This is a genomic window from Halogranum roseipondis (assembly GCF_059695585.1).
In genome coordinates this window covers 1,220,905-1,239,445 of the sequence record NZ_CM185235.1, presented here as the reverse complement: position 1 = coordinate 1,239,445, position 18,541 = coordinate 1,220,905, and the positions used below count along the sequence as shown (strand labels likewise).

General features: G+C 67.1%; 14 protein-coding genes. 11 read left to right on the top strand and 3 right to left on the bottom strand.

The annotated features are described in order from the left end of the window. Positions 1–151 precede the first annotated feature (151 nt). Positions 152–1,945: a DNA-directed DNA polymerase II small subunit gene (locus EOHIBHHM_RS06670; RefSeq protein WP_497255809.1), complete on the top strand. Its 1,794-nt coding sequence runs from the start codon at positions 152–154 to the stop codon at positions 1,943–1,945. 123 nt (positions 1,946–2,068) lie between these two features. Here the strand turns inward: EOHIBHHM_RS06670 and EOHIBHHM_RS06665 are convergent, their stop codons facing one another. Then, positions 2,069–2,338 (bottom strand): DUF7553 family protein, encoded by a 270-nt coding sequence (locus tag EOHIBHHM_RS06665; RefSeq protein ID WP_497255807.1) that lies wholly within the window; start codon positions 2,336–2,338, stop codon positions 2,069–2,071. A 341-nt stretch (positions 2,339–2,679) separates the two neighbouring features. Here EOHIBHHM_RS06665 and EOHIBHHM_RS06660 point away from each other — a divergent pair, with 341 nt between their 5' ends. From EOHIBHHM_RS06660 to EOHIBHHM_RS06615, 10 genes are all read left to right on the top strand, one after another. Beyond that, positions 2,680–2,838 carry a C2H2-type zinc finger protein gene (locus tag EOHIBHHM_RS06660; RefSeq protein ID WP_497255805.1) on the top strand — a complete coding sequence of 53 codons (159 nt, stop codon included), beginning with the start codon at positions 2,680–2,682 and terminating at the stop codon, positions 2,836–2,838. A 120-nt stretch (positions 2,839–2,958) separates the two neighbouring features. Continuing rightward, complete coding sequence (uvrB, locus tag EOHIBHHM_RS06655; RefSeq protein WP_497255803.1) at positions 2,959–5,019, top strand: excinuclease ABC subunit UvrB; 2,061 nt, start codon at positions 2,959–2,961, stop codon at positions 5,017–5,019. Between the two features lie 362 nt (positions 5,020–5,381). Further along, complete coding sequence (locus EOHIBHHM_RS06650; RefSeq protein WP_497255801.1) at positions 5,382–6,461, top strand: sulfite exporter TauE/SafE family protein; 1,080 nt, start codon at positions 5,382–5,384, stop codon at positions 6,459–6,461. A gap of 804 nt (positions 6,462–7,265) precedes the next feature. After that, positions 7,266–9,740: a ribonucleoside-diphosphate reductase subunit alpha gene (locus tag EOHIBHHM_RS06645; RefSeq protein ID WP_497255799.1), complete on the top strand. Its 2,475-nt coding sequence runs from the start codon at positions 7,266–7,268 to the stop codon at positions 9,738–9,740. A 5-nt stretch (positions 9,741–9,745) separates the two neighbouring features. Further along, entirely contained in the window at positions 9,746–10,738 is a 993-nt protein-coding gene (locus tag EOHIBHHM_RS06640) for a ribonucleotide-diphosphate reductase subunit beta (protein ID WP_497255797.1), read from the top strand. 71 nt (positions 10,739–10,809) lie between these two features. Continuing rightward, positions 10,810–11,370, top strand: a complete 561-nt coding sequence (locus EOHIBHHM_RS06635; protein WP_497255795.1) for a ribbon-helix-helix protein, CopG family — start codon at positions 10,810–10,812, stop codon at positions 11,368–11,370. 107 nt (positions 11,371–11,477) lie between these two features. Beyond that, the gene (locus EOHIBHHM_RS06630; protein ID WP_497255793.1) at positions 11,478–12,686 is read left to right on the top strand and encodes an Nramp family divalent metal transporter; all 1,209 of its coding nucleotides are present in this window, start codon (positions 11,478–11,480) and stop codon (positions 12,684–12,686) included. Next, complete coding sequence (locus tag EOHIBHHM_RS06625) at positions 12,687–14,708, top strand: hydantoinase/oxoprolinase family protein (protein WP_497255791.1); 2,022 nt, start codon at positions 12,687–12,689, stop codon at positions 14,706–14,708. It abuts the gene before it with no gap. Then, entirely contained in the window at positions 14,705–16,363 is a 1,659-nt protein-coding gene (locus EOHIBHHM_RS06620; protein WP_497255789.1) for a hydantoinase B/oxoprolinase family protein, read from the top strand. The genes EOHIBHHM_RS06625 and EOHIBHHM_RS06620 overlap by 4 nt, the downstream gene beginning before the upstream one ends. Beyond that, the gene (locus tag EOHIBHHM_RS06615; RefSeq protein WP_497255787.1) at positions 16,360–17,109 is read left to right on the top strand and encodes a maleate cis-trans isomerase family protein; all 750 of its coding nucleotides are present in this window, start codon (positions 16,360–16,362) and stop codon (positions 17,107–17,109) included. The genes EOHIBHHM_RS06620 and EOHIBHHM_RS06615 overlap by 4 nt, the downstream gene beginning before the upstream one ends. Positions 17,110–17,137: 28 nt before the next feature. Here the strand turns inward: EOHIBHHM_RS06615 and EOHIBHHM_RS06610 are convergent, their stop codons facing one another. Next, the gene (locus tag EOHIBHHM_RS06610; RefSeq protein WP_497255785.1) at positions 17,138–17,629 is read right to left on the bottom strand and encodes a GNAT family N-acetyltransferase; all 492 of its coding nucleotides are present in this window, start codon (positions 17,627–17,629) and stop codon (positions 17,138–17,140) included. 124 nt (positions 17,630–17,753) lie between these two features. After that, positions 17,754–18,536 (bottom strand): sugar phosphate isomerase/epimerase family protein, encoded by a 783-nt coding sequence (locus EOHIBHHM_RS06605; protein WP_497255783.1) that lies wholly within the window; start codon positions 18,534–18,536, stop codon positions 17,754–17,756. Positions 18,537–18,541: the final 5 nt, after the last annotated feature.

The window sequence follows — 18,541 nt, the reverse complement described above, 5'->3', positions numbered from 1 at the left end:
TCGGCGGACCCGGAAGCACCGGAGGAGCCGGAGGAATCGTCGGAGGGCGGGCGGCTGTCGCCAGAACTCATCGGAACGTGGTTAGGCAGGACCGGGTTTCAAGCTTCTGGGTTCCGGCACTCTTTTCTCTCCAGCGTCCGCTCGAACGTGTGTGCCGCTTTCGACGCCGTCCGCTCTCGTCGCGGAACTCGCACGTCGCGGGTACAACGCCGAGCGGGAAGCCGTCACGCTCCTCGCGAACGCCGCAGAGCCCGCTCTCGCGCTCGAACGGACGGTCGAGCACGCCCCCGACGACGCACTCCGGATCACCGCCGACCACGTCCGTGCCGTCCTCGAGACGGACAGACTCTCGGCGGACGCACCGACGACGTCGCCGTCGCGGTCGACCCCCGACGACGAGGTGACGCCCTCGCCGCCGCGGCCGACCGACCCGGACGACCAGAGAGACCCCTCCGGTTCGACTGGAACCGACTCCTCGGACACAGTACGGGAGTCGCCCGCTCCAGTCGAAACAGAGGGGTCGACGGCGGCGGTCTCTCCGGCGACCGAGGAGGTGGAGTCGACGTCCGCGACGGCAGGGGGCGCGGAGTCGGCGTCGACGTCCTCTGCGACCCCGTCGTCGCAGTCAGCGACGCCAGGTACGTCGGCGACGTCGAACGCGTCGAATCGATCCGAACCGACGTCGGCGACGCCGAGCGCGTCGGGTCGGTCCGAACCGACGTCGACCCGCACTCGGAACCCCGAACCCGCGGACATCGCCAACGACATGACCGGCCAGAGCACCGGTACCGGCGAGTACAAGCAGTTCGTGACGACGTTCAAGGACCGCTACGAACGGCTGTCGAAACTGCTGCGCGGACGGGTGAACCACCGACCGGCGGAGGCCATCCAGAAGATGCCCGGCGGGAGCGACGCCGAACTCATCGGACTCGTCAACGACGTCCGGTCGACTGCCTCGGGGCACTGGCTGGTCGAACTGGAGGACACGACGGGAACGTTCCCCTGTCTGGTGATGAAGGACAAGAACATCGCCGAACTCGTCGACCAGATGCTGATGGACGAGTGTGTCGCCGTCCAGGGGACGCTGTCGGACGACGCGGGGATCCTCTTCGCCGACACCATCCACTTCCCGGACGTCCCCCGAACCCACCGCCCGAAGACGGCCGACCGTCACGTCCAGGCGGCGCTCATCTCGGACGTCCACGTCGGCAGCCAGGAGTTCATGGCCGACGCGTGGAACCGCTTCACCGACTGGCTCCACACGCCCGAAGCCGAGTCCGTCGAGTACCTGCTCATCGCCGGCGACATGGTCGAGGGCGTCGGTATCTATCCGAACCAGGACGAGGAACTGGACATCATCGACATCTACGAGCAGTACGAGCAGTTCTCGGAGTACCTCAAACAGGTGCCCGGCGACGTGGAGATCGTGATGATCCCGGGCAACCACGACGCGGTGCGCCTCGCCGAACCCCAACCCGGGTTCGACGACGAACTTCGCGACATCATGTCCGCTCACGACGCCCGCATCACGAGCAACCCTTCGACCGTCACCGTCGAGAACGTCTCCGTGCTGATGTACCACGGCGTCTCGCTCGACGAGGTGATCGCCGAACTCCCCTCGGAGAAGGCGAGCTACGACGAACCGCACAAGGCGATGTACCAGCTGCTGAAGAAGCGCCACGTCGCCCCACAGTACGGCGGTCACATGCGTCTCGCACCCGAAGAGAAGGACTACCTCGTCATCGACGACGTGCCCGACGTCTTCCACACCGGCCACGTCCACAAACTCGGGTGGGGGAAGTACCACAACGTGCTGGCCGTCAACTCCGGCTGTTGGCAGGCGCAGACCGACTTCCAGAAGAGCGTCAACATCGACCCCGACGCGGGGTACGCCCCCATCCTCGATCTCGACACGCTGGAGATGACCGTCCGGAAGTTCGCCTGACGGGACACGCGCGGTCGCGCTCGCCTTCCCGTCGCCGCCGATTCGGCGGGAGCAGGTTCTCGGTCGACTCGGCGGGCGAGTTCCACCGGAAACGAAGGGGTTCGGACGCGGCTGCTTCCTGACTCAGACGCCGGGAACCGTCTTACGGTACTCCTTGACCGACTCGCGGGCAGACCGGACGTGCTCCTCCGCGTCGCCGTCGAGTTGCCCCGCGAGTTCGTGGAGCACGTTCATGTGTCGGTCCAGCCGCCCGTGGTCGGGGTCCGCATCGCGCGTCGCCAGCGCCGCCAGCTGTTCGGACTGTTCGTGGAGCCGTTTCTGCGTCGCTTCGTCGACGAGCTCCGCCGCCTCTCGGAGTTCGTCGCTCGCCGCTTGGAGTTCGTCTCGTACCATGCTCGCAGATACGACCGTCGGCCCGAAAAGTGTTCGTCGGTGGCGACACTGGCCGGAAGCTACGACGCCGCGCACGTTCTCGTCGCTGCCGAGATGACCGACGAGGCGAGCGCCGTTCAATCGAACGAGAATGTCCGACAGGACGAACAGTGTTCGACGGGACGAAACACGTTCGATAGATCGAGAATATCTCGAAACGCGAACGACGTTCGATAACCGTAAGACGTCCGACCGTACGAACCATCTCCGCTGGGAGAGACGTCCGACCGTACGAACCATCTCCGCTGGGAGAGACGTCCGACCGCACGAACCATCTCCTCGGCGAGCGTACTAGCGGTGCGATGCCCCGAAAGATACACCACCGCTGCAACATCTGTGGCCGCGACTTCGACACCGGCGACAGCCTCCGAACTCACGTGGACCGCCGTCACCCGCGCGAGAACGAAGTCCGCTGGTGGATGGTCGCCGAGGAACCTGAGACGCTCCCGTTCGAGCAGTGAACTCCGGCGCTATCGTCTGCTGAACGGTGAACCTGTGTCCGCTCTTTTTCGACGCTCGTCGGCGACTAACGTGCCCCAAGCGAGCGGGTCAAGTGGCTCCGGGCCGAACACCGAACAACCGTGAGTGACACAGATTCCGGGCCGCTCTCTCCGGACCGTCCCGAGGCAGCCCGCCCGTTTCGGGTGGACGCGCCGTTCGACCCCGCCGGCGACCAGCCCGAGGCCATCGAACAGTTGGCCGCGGGCTACGCCGACGGGATGGAGAAACAGACGCTGCTCGGCGTCACCGGGTCCGGCAAGACCAACACCGTCTCGTGGCTGGTCGAGGAGACCCAGCAGCCGACGCTGGTGCTCGCACACAACAAGACGCTCGCCGCCCAGCTGTACGAGGAGTTCAAGAACCTCTTTCCGGACAACGCAGTCGAGTACTTCGTCTCCTACTACGACTACTACCAGCCGGAGGCGTACGTCGAACAGACGGACACCTACATCGACAAGGACATGTCCATCAACGAGGAGATCGACCGACTGCGCCACTCGGCGACCCGGTCGCTGCTCACTCGCGACGACGTCATCGTCGTCGCCTCCGTCTCGGCCATCTACGGCCTCGGCGACCCGACGAACTACGTCGACATGGCGATGGAACTCGAGGTCGGCGAGGAGATCGGTCGCGACGAGTTGCTGAAACGGCTCGTCGACCTCAACTACGAGCGAAACGACGTCGACTTCCAGCAGGGGACGTTCAGAGTTCGCGGCGACACCGTCGAGGTGTACCCGATGTACGGTCGCTACGCCGTCCGCGTCGAGTTCTGGGGCGACGAGATCGACCGGATGACGAAGATCGACACGCTGCAGGGAGAGGTCAAATCCGAGGAGCCCGCGGTGCTCGTCCACCCCGCAGAGCACTACTCCATCCCGGAGGGGCTGCTCGACCGCGCCTGCACCGAGATCGAGGAGCTGATGGAGGACCGCGTGCGCCACTTCGAGCGACAGGGCGACCTCGTCGCCGCCCAGCGTATCGAAGAACGCACCACGTTCGACCTGGAGATGCTCCGCGAGACGGGCTACTGCTCGGGCATCGAGAACTACTCGGTACACATGTCGGACCGCGAGTCCGGCGAACCCCCGTACACGCTCTTGGACTACTTCCCGGACGACTTCCTCACCGTCGTCGACGAGTCGCACGTCACGCTCCCGCAGATCAAGGGGCAGTTCGCCGGCGACAAATCGCGGAAGGACTCGCTCGTCGAGAACGGCTTTCGACTCCCCACGGCGTACGACAACCGTCCCCTCACCTTCGAGGAGTTCCAGGAGAAGACGGATCGGACGCTCTACGTCTCGGCGACCCCCGGCGACTACGAACGAGAACACTCCGAGCAGATCGTCGAACAGATCGTCCGGCCGACCCACCTCGTCGATCCGAAGGTCGAGGTGTCGGAGGCGACCGGCCAGGTCGACGACCTGATGGCCCGCATCGACGAGCGGATCGAGCGCGACGAGCGCGTGCTCGTCACCACGCTGACGAAGCGGATGGCCGAGGACCTCACCGAGTACTTCGAGGAGGCCGGCGTCGACGTCGCCTACATGCACGACGAGACCGACACACTGGAGCGACACGAACTGATTCGGTCACTTCGTCTCGGCGACATCGACGTGCTCGTCGGCATCAACCTGCTCCGGGAGGGGCTGGACATCCCCGAGGTGTCGCTCGTCGCCATCCTCGACGCCGACCAGCAGGGGTTCCTCCGGTCGGAGACGACGCTCGTCCAGACGATGGGGCGGGCGGCGCGGAACGTCAACGGCGAGGTTGTCCTCTACGCCGACGAGACGACCGACGCGATGGCCGCCGCCATCGACGAGACGCAGCGCCGTCGCCGCATCCAGACGGAGTTCAACGAGGAACACGGCTACACGCCCGAGACGATCCAGAAAGAGGTCGGCGAGACGAACCTCCCCGGCAGCAAGACCGACACCGCCGACACGTCCGTCGACGACGTCGAGACGGAGGCGGACGCCGAACGCAAGGTCGAACTGCTCGAAGACCGCATGCAGGAGGCCGCGAACAACCTGGAGTTCGAACTCGCCGCGGACATCCGCGACCGCATCCGAGAGCTCCAACAGGAGTTCGACCTCGACGCCGCCGACCTCGGCGTCGAACCCGAGGCCGAACCCGACTTCTGAGTCGTCTCTCTTCTCTTTTCTTCTCTCCTCTCACTCCCGTTCGATGCGACGGGTTCGACCGGCGTGTGGTTTCGAATCGCACACCGGCTTCGATTCCCAGCGCTTTTCATTCGGGAACTGGAATTCGGGCTACCGACCGTGACCCGCGACTCGACGGACGAGCGCGACGGCCACAACTGCCACCACTTCTGTTCGGTCACGAATCGTACCCGATTGTTCACACACGACAGAGTGGCGACAGTACAGACACGCGCTAATTCCGCCGACACACCGGTGTCCGGCCCGTTCCCGTCGCTGTGTCCACACGGACGACCGTGCACGCAGTAGACGTCTGACAACGACAACTGAACCTTCCACGAACGATGAGTTCTCAACGATACAGTCGCATCCAGAAGTCGTTTCTGAAGTATCAACACGTCTTCGTCCTGTTGGCACCGGTGCTGTTCGTCACGGCCGTGGTCCTCGCGGCACCGACGCCGACGGACGTGGGCACGAACTACTGGCTCGAGTACTGGTGGCTCTTCCCGGCGTTCCTGACCGGGGCGACCATCGTCAACACGGTGGGGATCAGCGGGTCGGCGCTGTTCGTGCCGTTCCTCATCTTCATCTTCCCGATCTTCGCCGACCCGCTCTCACCGGAGACCATCGTGAAGGTGGGGCTCATCAGCGAGACGTTCGGCCTCTCGAGTTCGTCGGTGGCGTTCATCCAGTACGGCCTCGTCGACCGTCGGCTGGCGCTCGCGCTCGTCGGCGGCTCGATCCCGTTCGTCGTCGGCGGAGCACTGCTGTCGTTCGTCATCCCCGAGGTCGTCTTCCACTCGTTGCTCGGTGTCGCGCTGCTGGCCGCCTCGTATCTCCTGTTCAAGGCCGACCTCGGACACGACAGCCCGAGCGACGACGACGAGACGGTCGCCGCCGACGGCGGCTCCGCGCCGGAGCTACCGGACGACCCCGGCAAACTCGGACCGGCCGGCGTCGACACCGACGACGACGGGGAGGTCACCCGCGTCGACCGCGACGGTGACGACTACCGGTACACCCGCGGCGGCTACCTCAAGCGGTTCGCCAACTACAGCGTCGGCGGGACGTTCCAGGGGCTCGCCGGCTTCGGTATCGGCGAACTCGGCATCATCTCGATGCTCAGCACGAAGGTGCCGGTCCGCGTCGCTATCGGGACGAACCACATCGTCGTCGCGCTCACGGCGATCCTCGCCTCGCTCGTCCACGTCTTCGGCGGCGGACTGGTCGGCGGCCACTCGCTGAGTCTCGCGTCGACGCCGTGGAACATGGTCGTCTTCACGGTCCCCGCGGCGACGATCGGCGGACAGGTCGCCCCGTACGTCTCGAACGCGCTGGAGACGGACACCATCAAGAACTTCGTCGGCGTCCTCTTTGCGGTCATCTCGGTCGCGCTGTTCCTGATGGCCGCCGGTGTCGCGTAGACTGGCGGTCTCGGCTTCTTTCGGTTCTCTTCTCGACGATCGTATGCACGTCTCATCACACCGACGACCGCCGGGCAGAAATCGAGGAAGAGAGCACCGGCTCGCTGCTCGGCCGCCGTTCGACACGTCACGGTGCAGAGACTGACAGCTAGACGTTCCCCGCCTCGTCGACGTCGCCGTCGCTGTCGAAGCCGCGATCGAGCAGTTCGTCGCTCGGCGGCGACCCCTCGTCGCCGACGTAGACGTCGGCGTGACCCTTCTCCATCCGGAGACCGTGCCAGTCGACGCCCTACTCGGTGAGGCGGGCGACGGTCTCCTGGGCGGCCTCCCAGGGACGGGGCGTCCAGACGATGCTCGTCTGGTCCTTTCGGTACTGGTAGGTCACCTACTCGATCGTCTCCTCGTTCGGTTCCTCCGCTCGCTCGGTGACGTACTCCTCCGCACCTTTCGTCAGCCTCTTGCCGAAGTCGACGGCGATTCACTGGTGTTCGTCCGAACGGCTCTTCTCCATCGGGCAGCACGCCGTCGTTCTCGGAGTCCTCCATCGGCCCGACCGTTCGTCGGTTCGGTCGATAGTTGTACGACCGTCTCCGCCGAAACCGCCACGACTACCGGCTCCGTCTGGAATACAATTAAACTTTCAATACTACAATCTCGATTGCCAATCTTTATGTCCGGCGGAGGGAACACTACGGACCACGGCCGACTCGCTCGTGCTGCCGTCGGGCGGTTCCAACCGCTCACGGAGAGTGGCGACGCTGTTCGTCACGGCAGTACCGAAGCGGTCGGCCGACCCAGACTACTATGAGTCAGACCACCGAAACGCAGATCGACTCGATACACGCAGTCGTCGACCGTGCACGGCGCGGTCTCGGGGACAGCATCGCCGACGAGGCAGTCGACAGACTCGTCACCGACGTCGAGCGGAACCTCTACGACGGGGCGACGCGGACCGAGCGGTACGACGCCGTCGTCGACGCCGCGGCCGCTCGAATCGAGCGTGATCCGGCGTACGACACCCTCGCGACCCGCGTCTTCCGCGAGGGGTACGAACACGAGATACTCGGCGACGACGCGGACGGCGGGAGTCGCAAGCGGGCGTACAGAGACTCGCTCCACGCGCTCGTCGACCGCGGTATCGACGCGGACCTGCTCGACGAGCGCATGGCCGACTACGACCTCGACGCGCTCGCCGACGCGCTCGTCCTCGACCGCGACGACGAATTCGACTATCTCGCGATGGAGACGCTCTACCAGCGGTACTTCCTGAAGACGAACGACGGCGAGCGCCTCGAACTGCCGCAGGTGTTCTGGATGCGCGTCGCCATGGGCGTCGCCCTCCGCGAGGACCCCGGGGAGCGGGAAGCCTACGCCAAGGAGTTCTACGAGGTGCTGTCGACGCTGCGGTTCGTCCACTCGACGCCCACACTGTTCCACGCCGGGACGACCCACCCGCAGCTCTCCTCCTGTTATCTCACGACCGTCGCCGACGACCTCGACGACATCTTCCGGTCGTACCACGAACACGCCAAACTCTCGAAGTGGTCCGGCGGCCTCGGCAACGACTGGACGAACCTCCGGGCGTCGGGGTCACTCATCGAGTCCACGGGCGTCGAGTCGACGGGGACGGTGCCGTTCCTCAAGATCTCGAACGACGTGACGGCTGCCATCAACCGCTCGGGCAAGCGCCGGGGGGCCGCCGCCGCCTACCTGGAGTGCTGGCATCTGGACTTCCCGGACTTCGTCGACCTGCGGCGCAACACCGGCGACGAGCGGCGTCGCACGCACGACATGAACACGGCGGCGTGGATCCCCGACCTGTTCATGAAGCGCGTCGAGGCCGACGAGGAGTGGACGCTGTTCTCCCCGGACGAGGTTCCAGAGCTGCACTCGACGCACGGCGAGGAGTTCGAGGAGCTGTACCGTGAGTACGAACGGAAGGCGGAGAGCGGCGAACTGCGGCAGTACCGCACCGTCGACGCCGCAGAGCTCTGGCGGAAGACGCTCACCCGCCTGTTCGAGACGGGCCACCCGTGGATCACGTTCAAGGACCCCGCGAACGTCCGCTCGCCGCAGGACCACGCGGGCGTGGTCAACTCCTCGAACCTCTGTACGGAGATCACGCTCAACACGAGCGACGAAGAGACGGCCGTCTGTAACCTCGGGTCGGTCAACCTCGCGAAGCACGTCGCCAGCGATGGCGACGACATCAACGGCGACGGCGACGGCGACGGGTTCCAGCGCGACCGACTGGCAGACACCGTCGAGACGGCGATGCGGATGCTCGACAACGTCGTCGACCTCAACTTCTACCCGACGGAGAACGCCGAGCGGTCCAACATGCGTCACCGCCCGGTCGGTCTCGGCGTCATGGGCTTCCACGAAGCCCTGCTGGAACAGCGTGTGCCGATGGCGAGCGAGGAGGCCGTCACCGTTGCCGACGAACTCCAGGAACTCGTCGCCTACCACGCTATTCTGAACTCCTCGCGACTCGCGGCCGAACGCGACAGCTACGAGAGCTACGAGGGGTCGAAGTGGGACCGCGGGCTCTTCCCGCAGGACACGCTCGACCTCCTCGAAGCCGAACGCGGCCGGGAGATTCCGGTCGACTCCGAGGAACGACTCGACTGGGAGACCGTCCGCGAGCACGTCGCCGCTCACGGGATGCGCAACTCCAACACGATGGCCGTCGCCCCGACGGCGACCATCTCGACTATCGCGGGGACGACGCCCTCGATCGAACCGATCTACTCGAACCTCTACGTCAAGTCCAACATGTCCGGCGACTTCACGGTCGTCAACGACCATCTCGTCGCCGACCTGAAGGACGAGGAACTCTGGAACGCGGAGACCCGCGACCGGATCAAGTACCACGACGGGTCGATACAGGAGATCGACAAGATTCCCGAGGAGGTTCGGCAACTCCACCGTGGGGCGTTCGAGATCGACCCGCGACACCAGCTTCGGCTCACGGCCCAGCGTGGCGTCTGGATCGACCAGAGTCAGTCACACAACGTCTTCTTCCCGTCGACGGACGGGACACTGCTCGACGACGTCTACAAGACGGCGTGGGAACTCGGCCTCAAGACGACCTACTACCTCCGGACGCTCGGCGCGAGTCAGATCGAGAAGTCCACGCTCGACATGCGCGAGTACGACGACACGCAGACGCGATCGACCGGCGTAGACGGCCGCGACGACGACACCGAGTCGGGCGAACCGACCGACGCCTGCGACCTCCCGAGCGTCGAAGATCCGACCTGCGACTCCTGTCAGTAGCACCCATGCCCATCATCAACACCGACAGCCAGCACGACCCGAACAAGATTCTCCCCATCGACTACCCGTGGGCCCGCGAGTACTACCGCGACGGCGTCGCCAACAACTGGGTCCCCGAGGAGGTACCGATGCAGGACGACGTCAGCCAGTGGCGGAACGACGAACTCACCCCCGAAGAGCGCCAGTTGGTCGAGTGGAACCTCGGCTTCTTCTCGACGGCCGAGTCGCTGACGGCCAACAACATCGTCCTCGCGGTCTACGACTACGTCACCGCCCCTGAATGTCGACAGTACCTCCTTCGACAGGCCTACGAGGAGGCGATCCACACGGACACGTTCATCTACTGCTGTGACTCGCTGGGGTTCGAGCCGGAGTATCTCTACGGGATGTACGACCGCGTCCCCGCCATCCAACAGAAAGACGAGTTCGTCGTCGACCTCACCCGTGCCATCGACCGCGACGACTTCACCATCGAGACCGACGAGGACGTCCGGGCGTTCCTCCGGGACCTCGTCGGCTTCTACGTCGTCATGGAAGGGATCTTCTTCTACGCCGGCTTCGCCATGATGCTCGCGCTGAAGCGCCGCGGGAAGATGGTCGGCGTCGGCGAGCAGTTCGCCTACATCATGCGCGACGAGTCGCTGCATCTCAACTTCGGGGTCGACCTCATCAACACTATCCGCGAGGAGAACCCCGGCGTGTGGACCGACGCGTTCGAGGCCGAAGTCGAGTCGCTGATCCGCGAGGCGGTCGAGCTCGAAGCCGTGTACGCCCGTGAGGCGTGTCCCGAGGGAATTCTGGGGACGAGCGCCGACCAGTTCGTCGAGTACGTCGAGTACGTCGCCGACCGCCGCCTCCACCAGTTGCAGCTGGACTCCGTGTACGACACCGACAACCCGTTCCCGTGGCTCTCCGAGCAGGTCGACCTCAACAAGGAGAGCAACTTCTTCGAGCGAACGGTGACGGAGTACCAGTCCGGCGGGTCGCTCGACTGGTGACCAGCTGACTCCCGCCTGCGGGCGACGTCCCGAGCGTCAACTATACCCGCGTCCCTGCCGCTCGTTCACACATGCCTGCTGAACGCGTGACTGTCTCACTGGACGACGACACTGCGGCGGCGCTCTCGAATCTCACCGACCGCACCGGCGAGGGACGGAGCGAAGTCATCCGCCGGGCGCTCGCGTTCTACGCCGCGAACTTCGAGGCCGCGAGCACAGACGCCGGGGCGAGCCTCGCGGCCTACCACCGGATGCTCTCGGGCGGCGAACACGTGCTTCTCGACATCGACTTCCTCCACTGCTTTCTCGACTCCGTCACCGACGACGACGGCAACCCGGACCCCGCGTTCGTCGAGACCGCCGACACCGTCTCCGACTATCACGCCCGCGAGTACGTCGACCGCTTCGACGACGCCGGCGAACTGCTCAAGTGGCTCTCGTTCTGCGGGTTCCTCTCAGTGCGAGCGGCGGAGGGCGACACCTACCACATCGTCTTCCCCTCGGCTGAGCTCCGGTGGTTCATGACGCGGTTCATCGAGCGGAGCGTCCGCGACCTCCCGTTCGACCTCGAGATCGAGGAGAGCGTCTCGAAGGTGCTCGTCACCGAGCGACGCCCCTCGGAGTCGGCGTAGCGTTCACACCACTTCACACGTCTGCACATCGTGTGCACACTCCGCATAACAACCCTTTAGAGGCTGATTACGCTTCGTGTGAACATGTCTCACGTGGTGGTGCAGTCATGGGAATCGTAGACCGACTCAGAGCGATCGGCCCGGGTGCGATGGTCGCCGCGGCGTTCATCGGGCCGGGGACGGTGACGACGGCCAGCGTCACGGGCGCGCGGTTCGGCTACGCGCTCATCTGGACGATCGCCTTCTCCGTCGTCGCGACCATCGTCCTCCAGGAGATGAGCGCCCGACTCGGCCTCGTCACTCGCGAAGGGCTCGGCGAGGCGCTCCGCAACCGGTTCGACAACCCGACGCTCCGCTACGCGAGCGTCGCGCTCGTCGTCAGCGCCATCGGAATTGGTACTGCTGCCTACGAGACGGGCAACATCCTCGGCGGTGCAGCGGGGTTAGAGACGGTCACCGGTGTCAGCGCCTCGCTGTGGGGACCGCTGATGGGGCTCATCGCGGGCGCGTTGCTGTGGACCGGCCAGTACAAACTCATCGAACGGGCGCTCGTCGGCCTCGTGGCCGTCATGGGGGTCTCCTTCCTCATCGACGCCATCCTCATCGGCCCCGATCTGGGAGCCGTCGCCGCCGGGTTCGTCCCGAGCGTCCCCGAGGGGTCTGCGTTCCTCATCACCGGCCTCGTCGGCACCACCGTCGTCGGCTACAACCTCTTTCTGCACGCCAGCAGCGTCCAGGAGCGGTGGGGCGGCCCCGAGGACCTCCGAGAGTGTCGGACCGACACCGTCGCCTCCATCGTCCTCGGAGGGTTCATCACCCTCTCGATTCTCGTCTCCGCCGCGGCCGTCTTCCCGGTCGGGACGGAGATCTCGGACGTCGGGACGATGGCCGAACAGCTCGAACCCGTCGCGGGCACCTACGCGAAGGTGTTCTTCAGCATCGGCCTGTTCGCCGCCGGCTTCACCAGCGCGACGACGGCCCCGCTCGCGGGTGCCTACGCCACGGCCGGCGCGCTCGGCTGGGAGCGCGATCTCTCCTCGACGAAGTTCCGCGCCGTCTGGATGACGATCCTCGGCACCGGCGTCGTCTTCTCGGCGGTCGGCTTCAGCCCCGTCCAAGCCATCCTGTTCGCACAGGTCGCAAACGGCATCCTCCTGCCCATCATCGCCCTCTTCCTCATCCTCGTCATGAACGACAGCACGAAACTCGACAGCTACGTCAACTCGACCGTACAGAACGTCCTCGGTGGACTCGTCACGCTCGTCGTCGTCTGGCTCGGCATCCGGAGCCTGCTCTCGCTCGCGGGGGTGTTCTGAATGGGCGGTGAGACACCAGGGACCACCGTCGGCGTCGACGTCGGCGGCACGTTCACCGACGTCGTCCTTCTCCGAAATTCCGACCTCGTCACCGCCAAGGTGCCGAGCACGGCCGACCAGAGCGTCGGCGTCATGGACGGTATCGAGAAGGCCTGCGAGAAGGCGGGCGTCGCCCCCGACGCCGTCGACGAGTTCGCCCACGCGATGACTGTCTCGGTCAACGCCCTCCTGGAGGAGGACGGCGCGAAGACGGCGCTCGTCACGACCGACGGCTTTCGCGACGTGCTCGAGATCGGTCGACAGGAACGCCCCTCCCTGTACGACTTCGACGCTGAGAAACCGGAACCGCTGGTTCCCCGACGACGGCGGTTCACGGTCGAGGAACGCGCCACGCCCGACGGCGTCGCCGACTCCGTCGACGGCGACGCCCTCGGCGACGTGGTCGCGTCGATTCGCGAGAGCGACGCGGAGGCCGTCGCCGTCTGTCTGCTCCACGCCTACGCGCATCCGTCGAACGAGTCGGCCGTCGCCGACGTGCTCGAGACGGAACTCGACGTGCCGGTCTCCGTCTCCCACGAGGTGCTCGCGGAGTTCCGCGAGTACGAACGTAGCTCGACCACCGTCGCCGACGCCTACGTCACCCCGGCCATCGACGCGTACATCGGTCGACTCGTCGACCGCGCGGCCGACGCGGGCGTCCCGGAACCCAGCGTGATGCAGGCCAACGGCGGCATCACCGACGCGACGACGGTGCGAGAGCACGCCGTCAGGACCTGTATGTCCGGCCCCGCCGCGGGCGTCGTCGGGGCCCGCGCGAGCGTCGGCGACGTCGCCGCCGACCGTGACCTCGCTGGTCTCGTCACCTTCGACATGGGCGGCACCTCCAGCGACGTCAGCCTCGTCCGCGACGGCGAGGTCGAACAGACGACAGATGCAGCGATCAGCGGTCGACCCATCCGGACGCCGATGGTCGACGTCACCACCGTCGGCGCGGGCGGCGGCAGCGAGGGGTGGGTCGACGCCGGCGGCGCGCTCCGCATCGGCCCCGAGTCGGCGGGTGCCGACCCCGGCCCCGTCTGTTACGGCCGCGGCGGCACCGTCCCGACGGTCACCGACGCGAACGTCGTCCTCGGCTACATCGGCGAGAGCACCAGCCTCGGCGGCGAACTCTCCATCGACGTCGACGCCGCCCGTGACGCCCTCGGCGACCTCGCCGCGGAGGCCGGACTGGACGGCCCGCTCGACGCCGCCCGCGGGATGTACCGCGTCGCCAACGCGACGATGACCCGCGCCATTCGCGCCGTCACGCTCGAACGCGGCTACGACCCGCGGAACTTCGGCCTCGTCGCCTTCGGCGGCGCCGGTCCGATGCACGCCGCCGCACTCGCCGACCGACTCGACGTCGGCACCGTCGTCGCGCCGCGCGCCTGCGGCGTGCTCTCGGCCTTTGGCTTACTTGCGGCCGACGAGAAACACGACGCCGTCCGCACCCATCGACGGCCGCTCTCGGCGGTCGACGTCGGCGACGTCGAAGACACCTACGCGGCGCTCGAAGCGGGGGTCCGCGAGGAGTGCAGCGACCCCGACGCGGCCGTCGTCACCCGCCGCGCGGACCTCCGCTATGCCGGCCAGAGCTTCGAACTCACCGTCCCCGCCGACCGTCCGTTCGACCCCGAGACGGCGGCCGAACGGTTCCACGCGGCCCACGAGTCGACCTACGGCTACCGGATGGACGAAGCAGTAGATCTCGTCAACGTCCGCGCGGAGGCCGTCGTCGAGCGCGACGACCCCGTCATCGGCTACGACGCGCCCGGCGACGCCGTCGTCGACGAACGGGAGGCACAGTTCGCCGACGGGTCCTACCGGACGACGGTGTACGACCGCGAGCGGTTGCCGCCGGGCGAGACGGTCGCCGGACCTGCGGTGCTCGAACAGGACGAGAGCACCGTCGTCGTCCCGCCGGCCTGGGAGGCGACCGTTCGCCCGGACGGGTCGCTCGTCCTCACGGAGGTGACAGCATGAGCGAGCGCGACGTCGACGCCGTCACCCTCGAGATCCTCCGTAACCAGTTGGAGAGCGTCGCCGAGGAGATGGGGCAGGTGCTCATCACCGGGTCGTACTCGCCGAACATCAAGGAGCGACAGGACTGCTCGACCGCGCTCTTCGACGCCGAGGGGCGGATGGTCGCACAGGCCGAACACATCCCCGTCCACCTCGGTGCGATGCCCGAGGCGGTCGACGCCGTCCGCGATAGAGACCCGCAACCGGGCGACGTGTTCGTCCTCAACGACCCGTTCGACGGCGGGACGCACCTACCGGACGTGACGCTCGTCTCGCCGCTCGCGCCCGAGGGTGAGGTCGTCGGCTACGCCGTCTCGCGGGCGCACCACGCCGACGTCGGCGGGATGACGCCGGGCAGCATGCCCGCCGGCGCGCGCGAGATCTACCAGGAGGGGCTGCGACTGCCACCCGTCCGACTCGTCGCCGGCGGCGAGGTCGTCGACGACGTGATGTCGCTGCTCTTGGCGAACGTTCGGACGCCCGACGAACGCCGGGCGGACCTCCGCGCACAGATCGCGGCCAACGACCGTGCCGAGGAACGCCTCGGCGACCTGCTGGCGGAACACGGCGAACTCGTCCTCGACGCCTTCGACGCGGTGATCGACTACTCGCGGGAGCGCATCGCGGCGGAGATCCGCGACCTCCCCGACGGGACGTACCGCGCCCGCGACGTACTGGAGGGCGACGGCGTGCTCGAACACGAGTCGGGCGTCGACCCCGAAACGGTCGAGATCCCCGTCGAGACGGCCGTCACCGTCGACGGCGACGAGATCCTCGTCGACTTCGAGGGGACCGCAGACCAGGTGCCGGGCAACCTCAACGCGCCGCTGGCGGTCGCAAAGAGCGCGGTCTACTTCGTCGTCCGCTGCGTGACGGACCCCGAGATCCCGCCGAATCAGGGCTGTTACGACCCGGTGACGCTCCGCGTCCCCGAGGGGTCGCTGCTGAACCCCGACCTCCCGGCGGCCGTCGTCGGCGGCAACGTCGAGACCAGCCAGCGAGTGACCGACGTCGTGCTCGCGGCGTTCGCCGAGGCGGTTCCGAACCGCGTCCCGGCAGGGGGCCAAGGAACGATGAACAACCTCATCGTCGGCAGTCGTACGGGCTCTTTCACCTACTACGAGACGATCGGCGGCGGGTTCGGCGCGCGGCCGACGAAAGACGGGATGGACGGCGTCCAGGTCGGGATGACCAACACGCTCAACACGCCCGTCGAGGCGCTGGAGACGGCCTACCCGCTCCACGTCGAACGGTACGGCTTCCGCCCCGACAGCGGCGGCGACGGGCGGTTCCGCGGCGGTCTCGGCCTCGAACGGTCGGTGACGGTCCAGGAGGACGCCACCGTCTCGCTGTTGACCGAACGGCGGCGCATCCCGCCCGCTGGCCTCGCGGGCGGCGAAGACGGCGCGGTCGGGCGAAACCTCGTCGACGGCGACCCGGTGGCGGCCAAGACGTCGGTCGACGTCGACGCCGGGACGACGGTGACGGTGCTGACGCCGGGCGGCGGCGGTCACGGCGACCCGGCCGAACGGGACCCCGACCGCCGCGAGCGAGACCGACTAGACGGGAAAGTCGGCGGCGGGGAGGACGGAGAAGACGGGGAGGGCGACGAGTGACGACTCCCACCGCAGATCCGACGGCCGAGGGCGACCGCCTCCGACTCGGCGTCGTCGTCCCGTCGTCGAACACGACGGTCGAACCGGAGTTCGCCCACTGGTCGCCGCCGGACGTGTCGGTCCACGCGGCGCGGATGTCGCTGGTCGACGTGACGGTCGAGGGGCTCGACGCGATGGCCGACGACGCGGTCGCCGCGGCCGAGCGACTCGCCGACGCCGAGGTCGACGCCGTCGCCTACGCCTGCACGACCGGGAGTCTCGTTCACGGCCACGGCTTCGACGCCGAGTTGGAGGACCGACTGAGCGAGGCCGCGGGCGTGCCCGCGGTGGCGACGGCGCTGTCGGTGCGCCGACTGCTCGACGCCCTCGACGCGACGCGCGTCGCCGTGGCGACGCCCTACGTCGACGAGTTGAACGAGCGCGAACGCTCGTATCTGGACGAGGCGGGGTTCGAGGTCGTCGCGCTCGACGGCCGCGGCATCGAACGCAACACGGACATCGGCCGACTCACGCCCGCGGACGCCAGCGAGCAGGCGCGTGCGGTGCTCGACGAAGTGCCCGGTGGCGTCGACGCGCTGTTCGTCTCCTGTACGAACTATCCGACGCTCGCCGCCGTCGACGACCTCGCCGCCGCGGGGCCGGCGGTGGTGACGAGCAACCTCGCGACGCTCTGGGATCTCGCGCGGGTGACAGGACTCGACGCCGACGCGCTACCCGGCGATCTGCCGTCGCCGACGCTCGGCTGACCGCCGTCGCCGTCTCTCTTTCCATCCGCTACCCGGTCGCGAACTCCTGCGTGTAGACGTTCTCTGCGTACCGCTTGCCGCCGAGTTCCACCTCGCCCTCGCCGGTCTTCTCGAAGCCATATTCGCGGTAGAACTCGTCGCCGACGGCGTTGTCGGCGAGCGCCATCGCCCGCATCCGCCGCATGTTGAAGTCCTCCAGGTCGCTTCGGACCCGATCGAGCAGTCGCCGACCGATCCCCTCGTGCCAGCGGTCGGGGTCGACGTAGAGTCTGAGCACGTCTCCCTCGTCCTCGTTGAGGACGCCGTGACAGAAGCCGACGACATCGTCGTCGACGGCGACGAGCAGCGTCACGCCGGGTTTGTCGCACGCGTCCCGGAGCGACTCGTCGTCGTACCACTCGCCGACGGTCTCCTCGATGACGTCGGCGTCGAGCAGGTCGGCGTACGTCTCACCCCACGACCGTCGTGCGACGCGCTGGATACCCTCGATGTCACTCGCCCTAGCTGGTCGAATCTCCATGACAACTGTTACCGCACGAGCGGAGTTAGACGTTCTGAAAGTTCGAACACCTTGTAGTAGTGCAACTCGGGTTTTCTTCGGCGTCGCGTCGGTCGGACGCTCGGCCCTCCCGTCGTTTGGGCTGTCAGTCCCCTTCGAGCAGCCGCCGAACTCGGGCGACGCTCTCCTCGACGTAGCCCAGGTCGCCGACGACCGCCTCGACGCAGAGCGTGCCGGTCCAGTCGTCGCCGAGAGCGTCGAAGACCGCCGGAAAGTCCACGGTTCCGGCACCGACGGGGAGGTGGTCGTCGCTCTGTCCGAGCGTGTCGTTCAGGTGGACGTGGGAGACCCGGTCGCGGTTGGCGGCGGCGAACGCCGCGACGTCGGCCGACTCGAACCCGACGGCGCGGGCGTGGCCCGTGTCGAACGTCATGTCCGCGTCCACGCGATTGAGCAGTCGGTCGAAGTTCTCGGCGGTGAACCGACTCGTGATCAGGTTCTCGACCGTGAGCTCCACCCCTCGATCGGCCGCGTAGGCGTGGAGCGCCTCGACCGAGTCGACGACGGCGTTCTCGACCTCCTCGGTGGACCACGCGAACTCCCAGGCCGCCGATGAGGGGTGCAACACCGCCTTCGACGCGCCGAGGTCGGCGGCCGCGTCGAGACAGTTTCGGTGCGTATCGAGGAGACCTTGATGCTGTGGCTCGAACGGCGCGGCGACGTCGACGGCGAACGGCAGGTGGGTGACGAGGTCGAGATCGGCGTCGGCGAGGCGGGTCGCGAGGTCCTCGGGGAGACGGTCGGGGTGACAGTTCCCGTCGAGGACGAACTCGAAGAAGTCACAGTCGATTCGAGCGGCCGCGTCGACCCCCGCTTCGACGCGGAGACCGACCGATTCGGGCATGCTGAAGCCGACTTGCGCGTCCATAGTCG

Coding starts and splice junctions, on each gene's coding strand:
- EOHIBHHM_RS06630 (WP_497255793.1), top strand. CDS start 11,478: ATGGGAATCGTAGACCGACTCAGAGCGATCGGCCCGGGTGCGATGGTC.
- EOHIBHHM_RS06625 (WP_497255791.1), top strand. CDS start 12,687: ATGGGCGGTGAGACACCAGGGACCACCGTCGGCGTCGACGTCGGCGGC.
- EOHIBHHM_RS06665 (WP_497255807.1), bottom strand. CDS start 2,338: ATGGTACGAGACGAACTCCAAGCGGCGAGCGACGAACTCCGAGAGGCG.
- EOHIBHHM_RS06650 (WP_497255801.1), top strand. CDS start 5,382: ATGAGTTCTCAACGATACAGTCGCATCCAGAAGTCGTTTCTGAAGTAT.
- EOHIBHHM_RS06605 (WP_497255783.1), bottom strand. CDS start 18,536: ATGGACGCGCAAGTCGGCTTCAGCATGCCCGAATCGGTCGGTCTCCGC.
- EOHIBHHM_RS06620 (WP_497255789.1), top strand. CDS start 14,705: ATGAGCGAGCGCGACGTCGACGCCGTCACCCTCGAGATCCTCCGTAAC.
- EOHIBHHM_RS06635 (WP_497255795.1), top strand. CDS start 10,810: ATGCCTGCTGAACGCGTGACTGTCTCACTGGACGACGACACTGCGGCG.
- EOHIBHHM_RS06645 (WP_497255799.1), top strand. CDS start 7,266: ATGAGTCAGACCACCGAAACGCAGATCGACTCGATACACGCAGTCGTC.
- EOHIBHHM_RS06640 (WP_497255797.1), top strand. CDS start 9,746: ATGCCCATCATCAACACCGACAGCCAGCACGACCCGAACAAGATTCTC.
- EOHIBHHM_RS06610 (WP_497255785.1), bottom strand. CDS start 17,629: ATGGAGATTCGACCAGCTAGGGCGAGTGACATCGAGGGTATCCAGCGC.
- EOHIBHHM_RS06660 (WP_497255805.1), top strand. CDS start 2,680: ATGCCCCGAAAGATACACCACCGCTGCAACATCTGTGGCCGCGACTTC.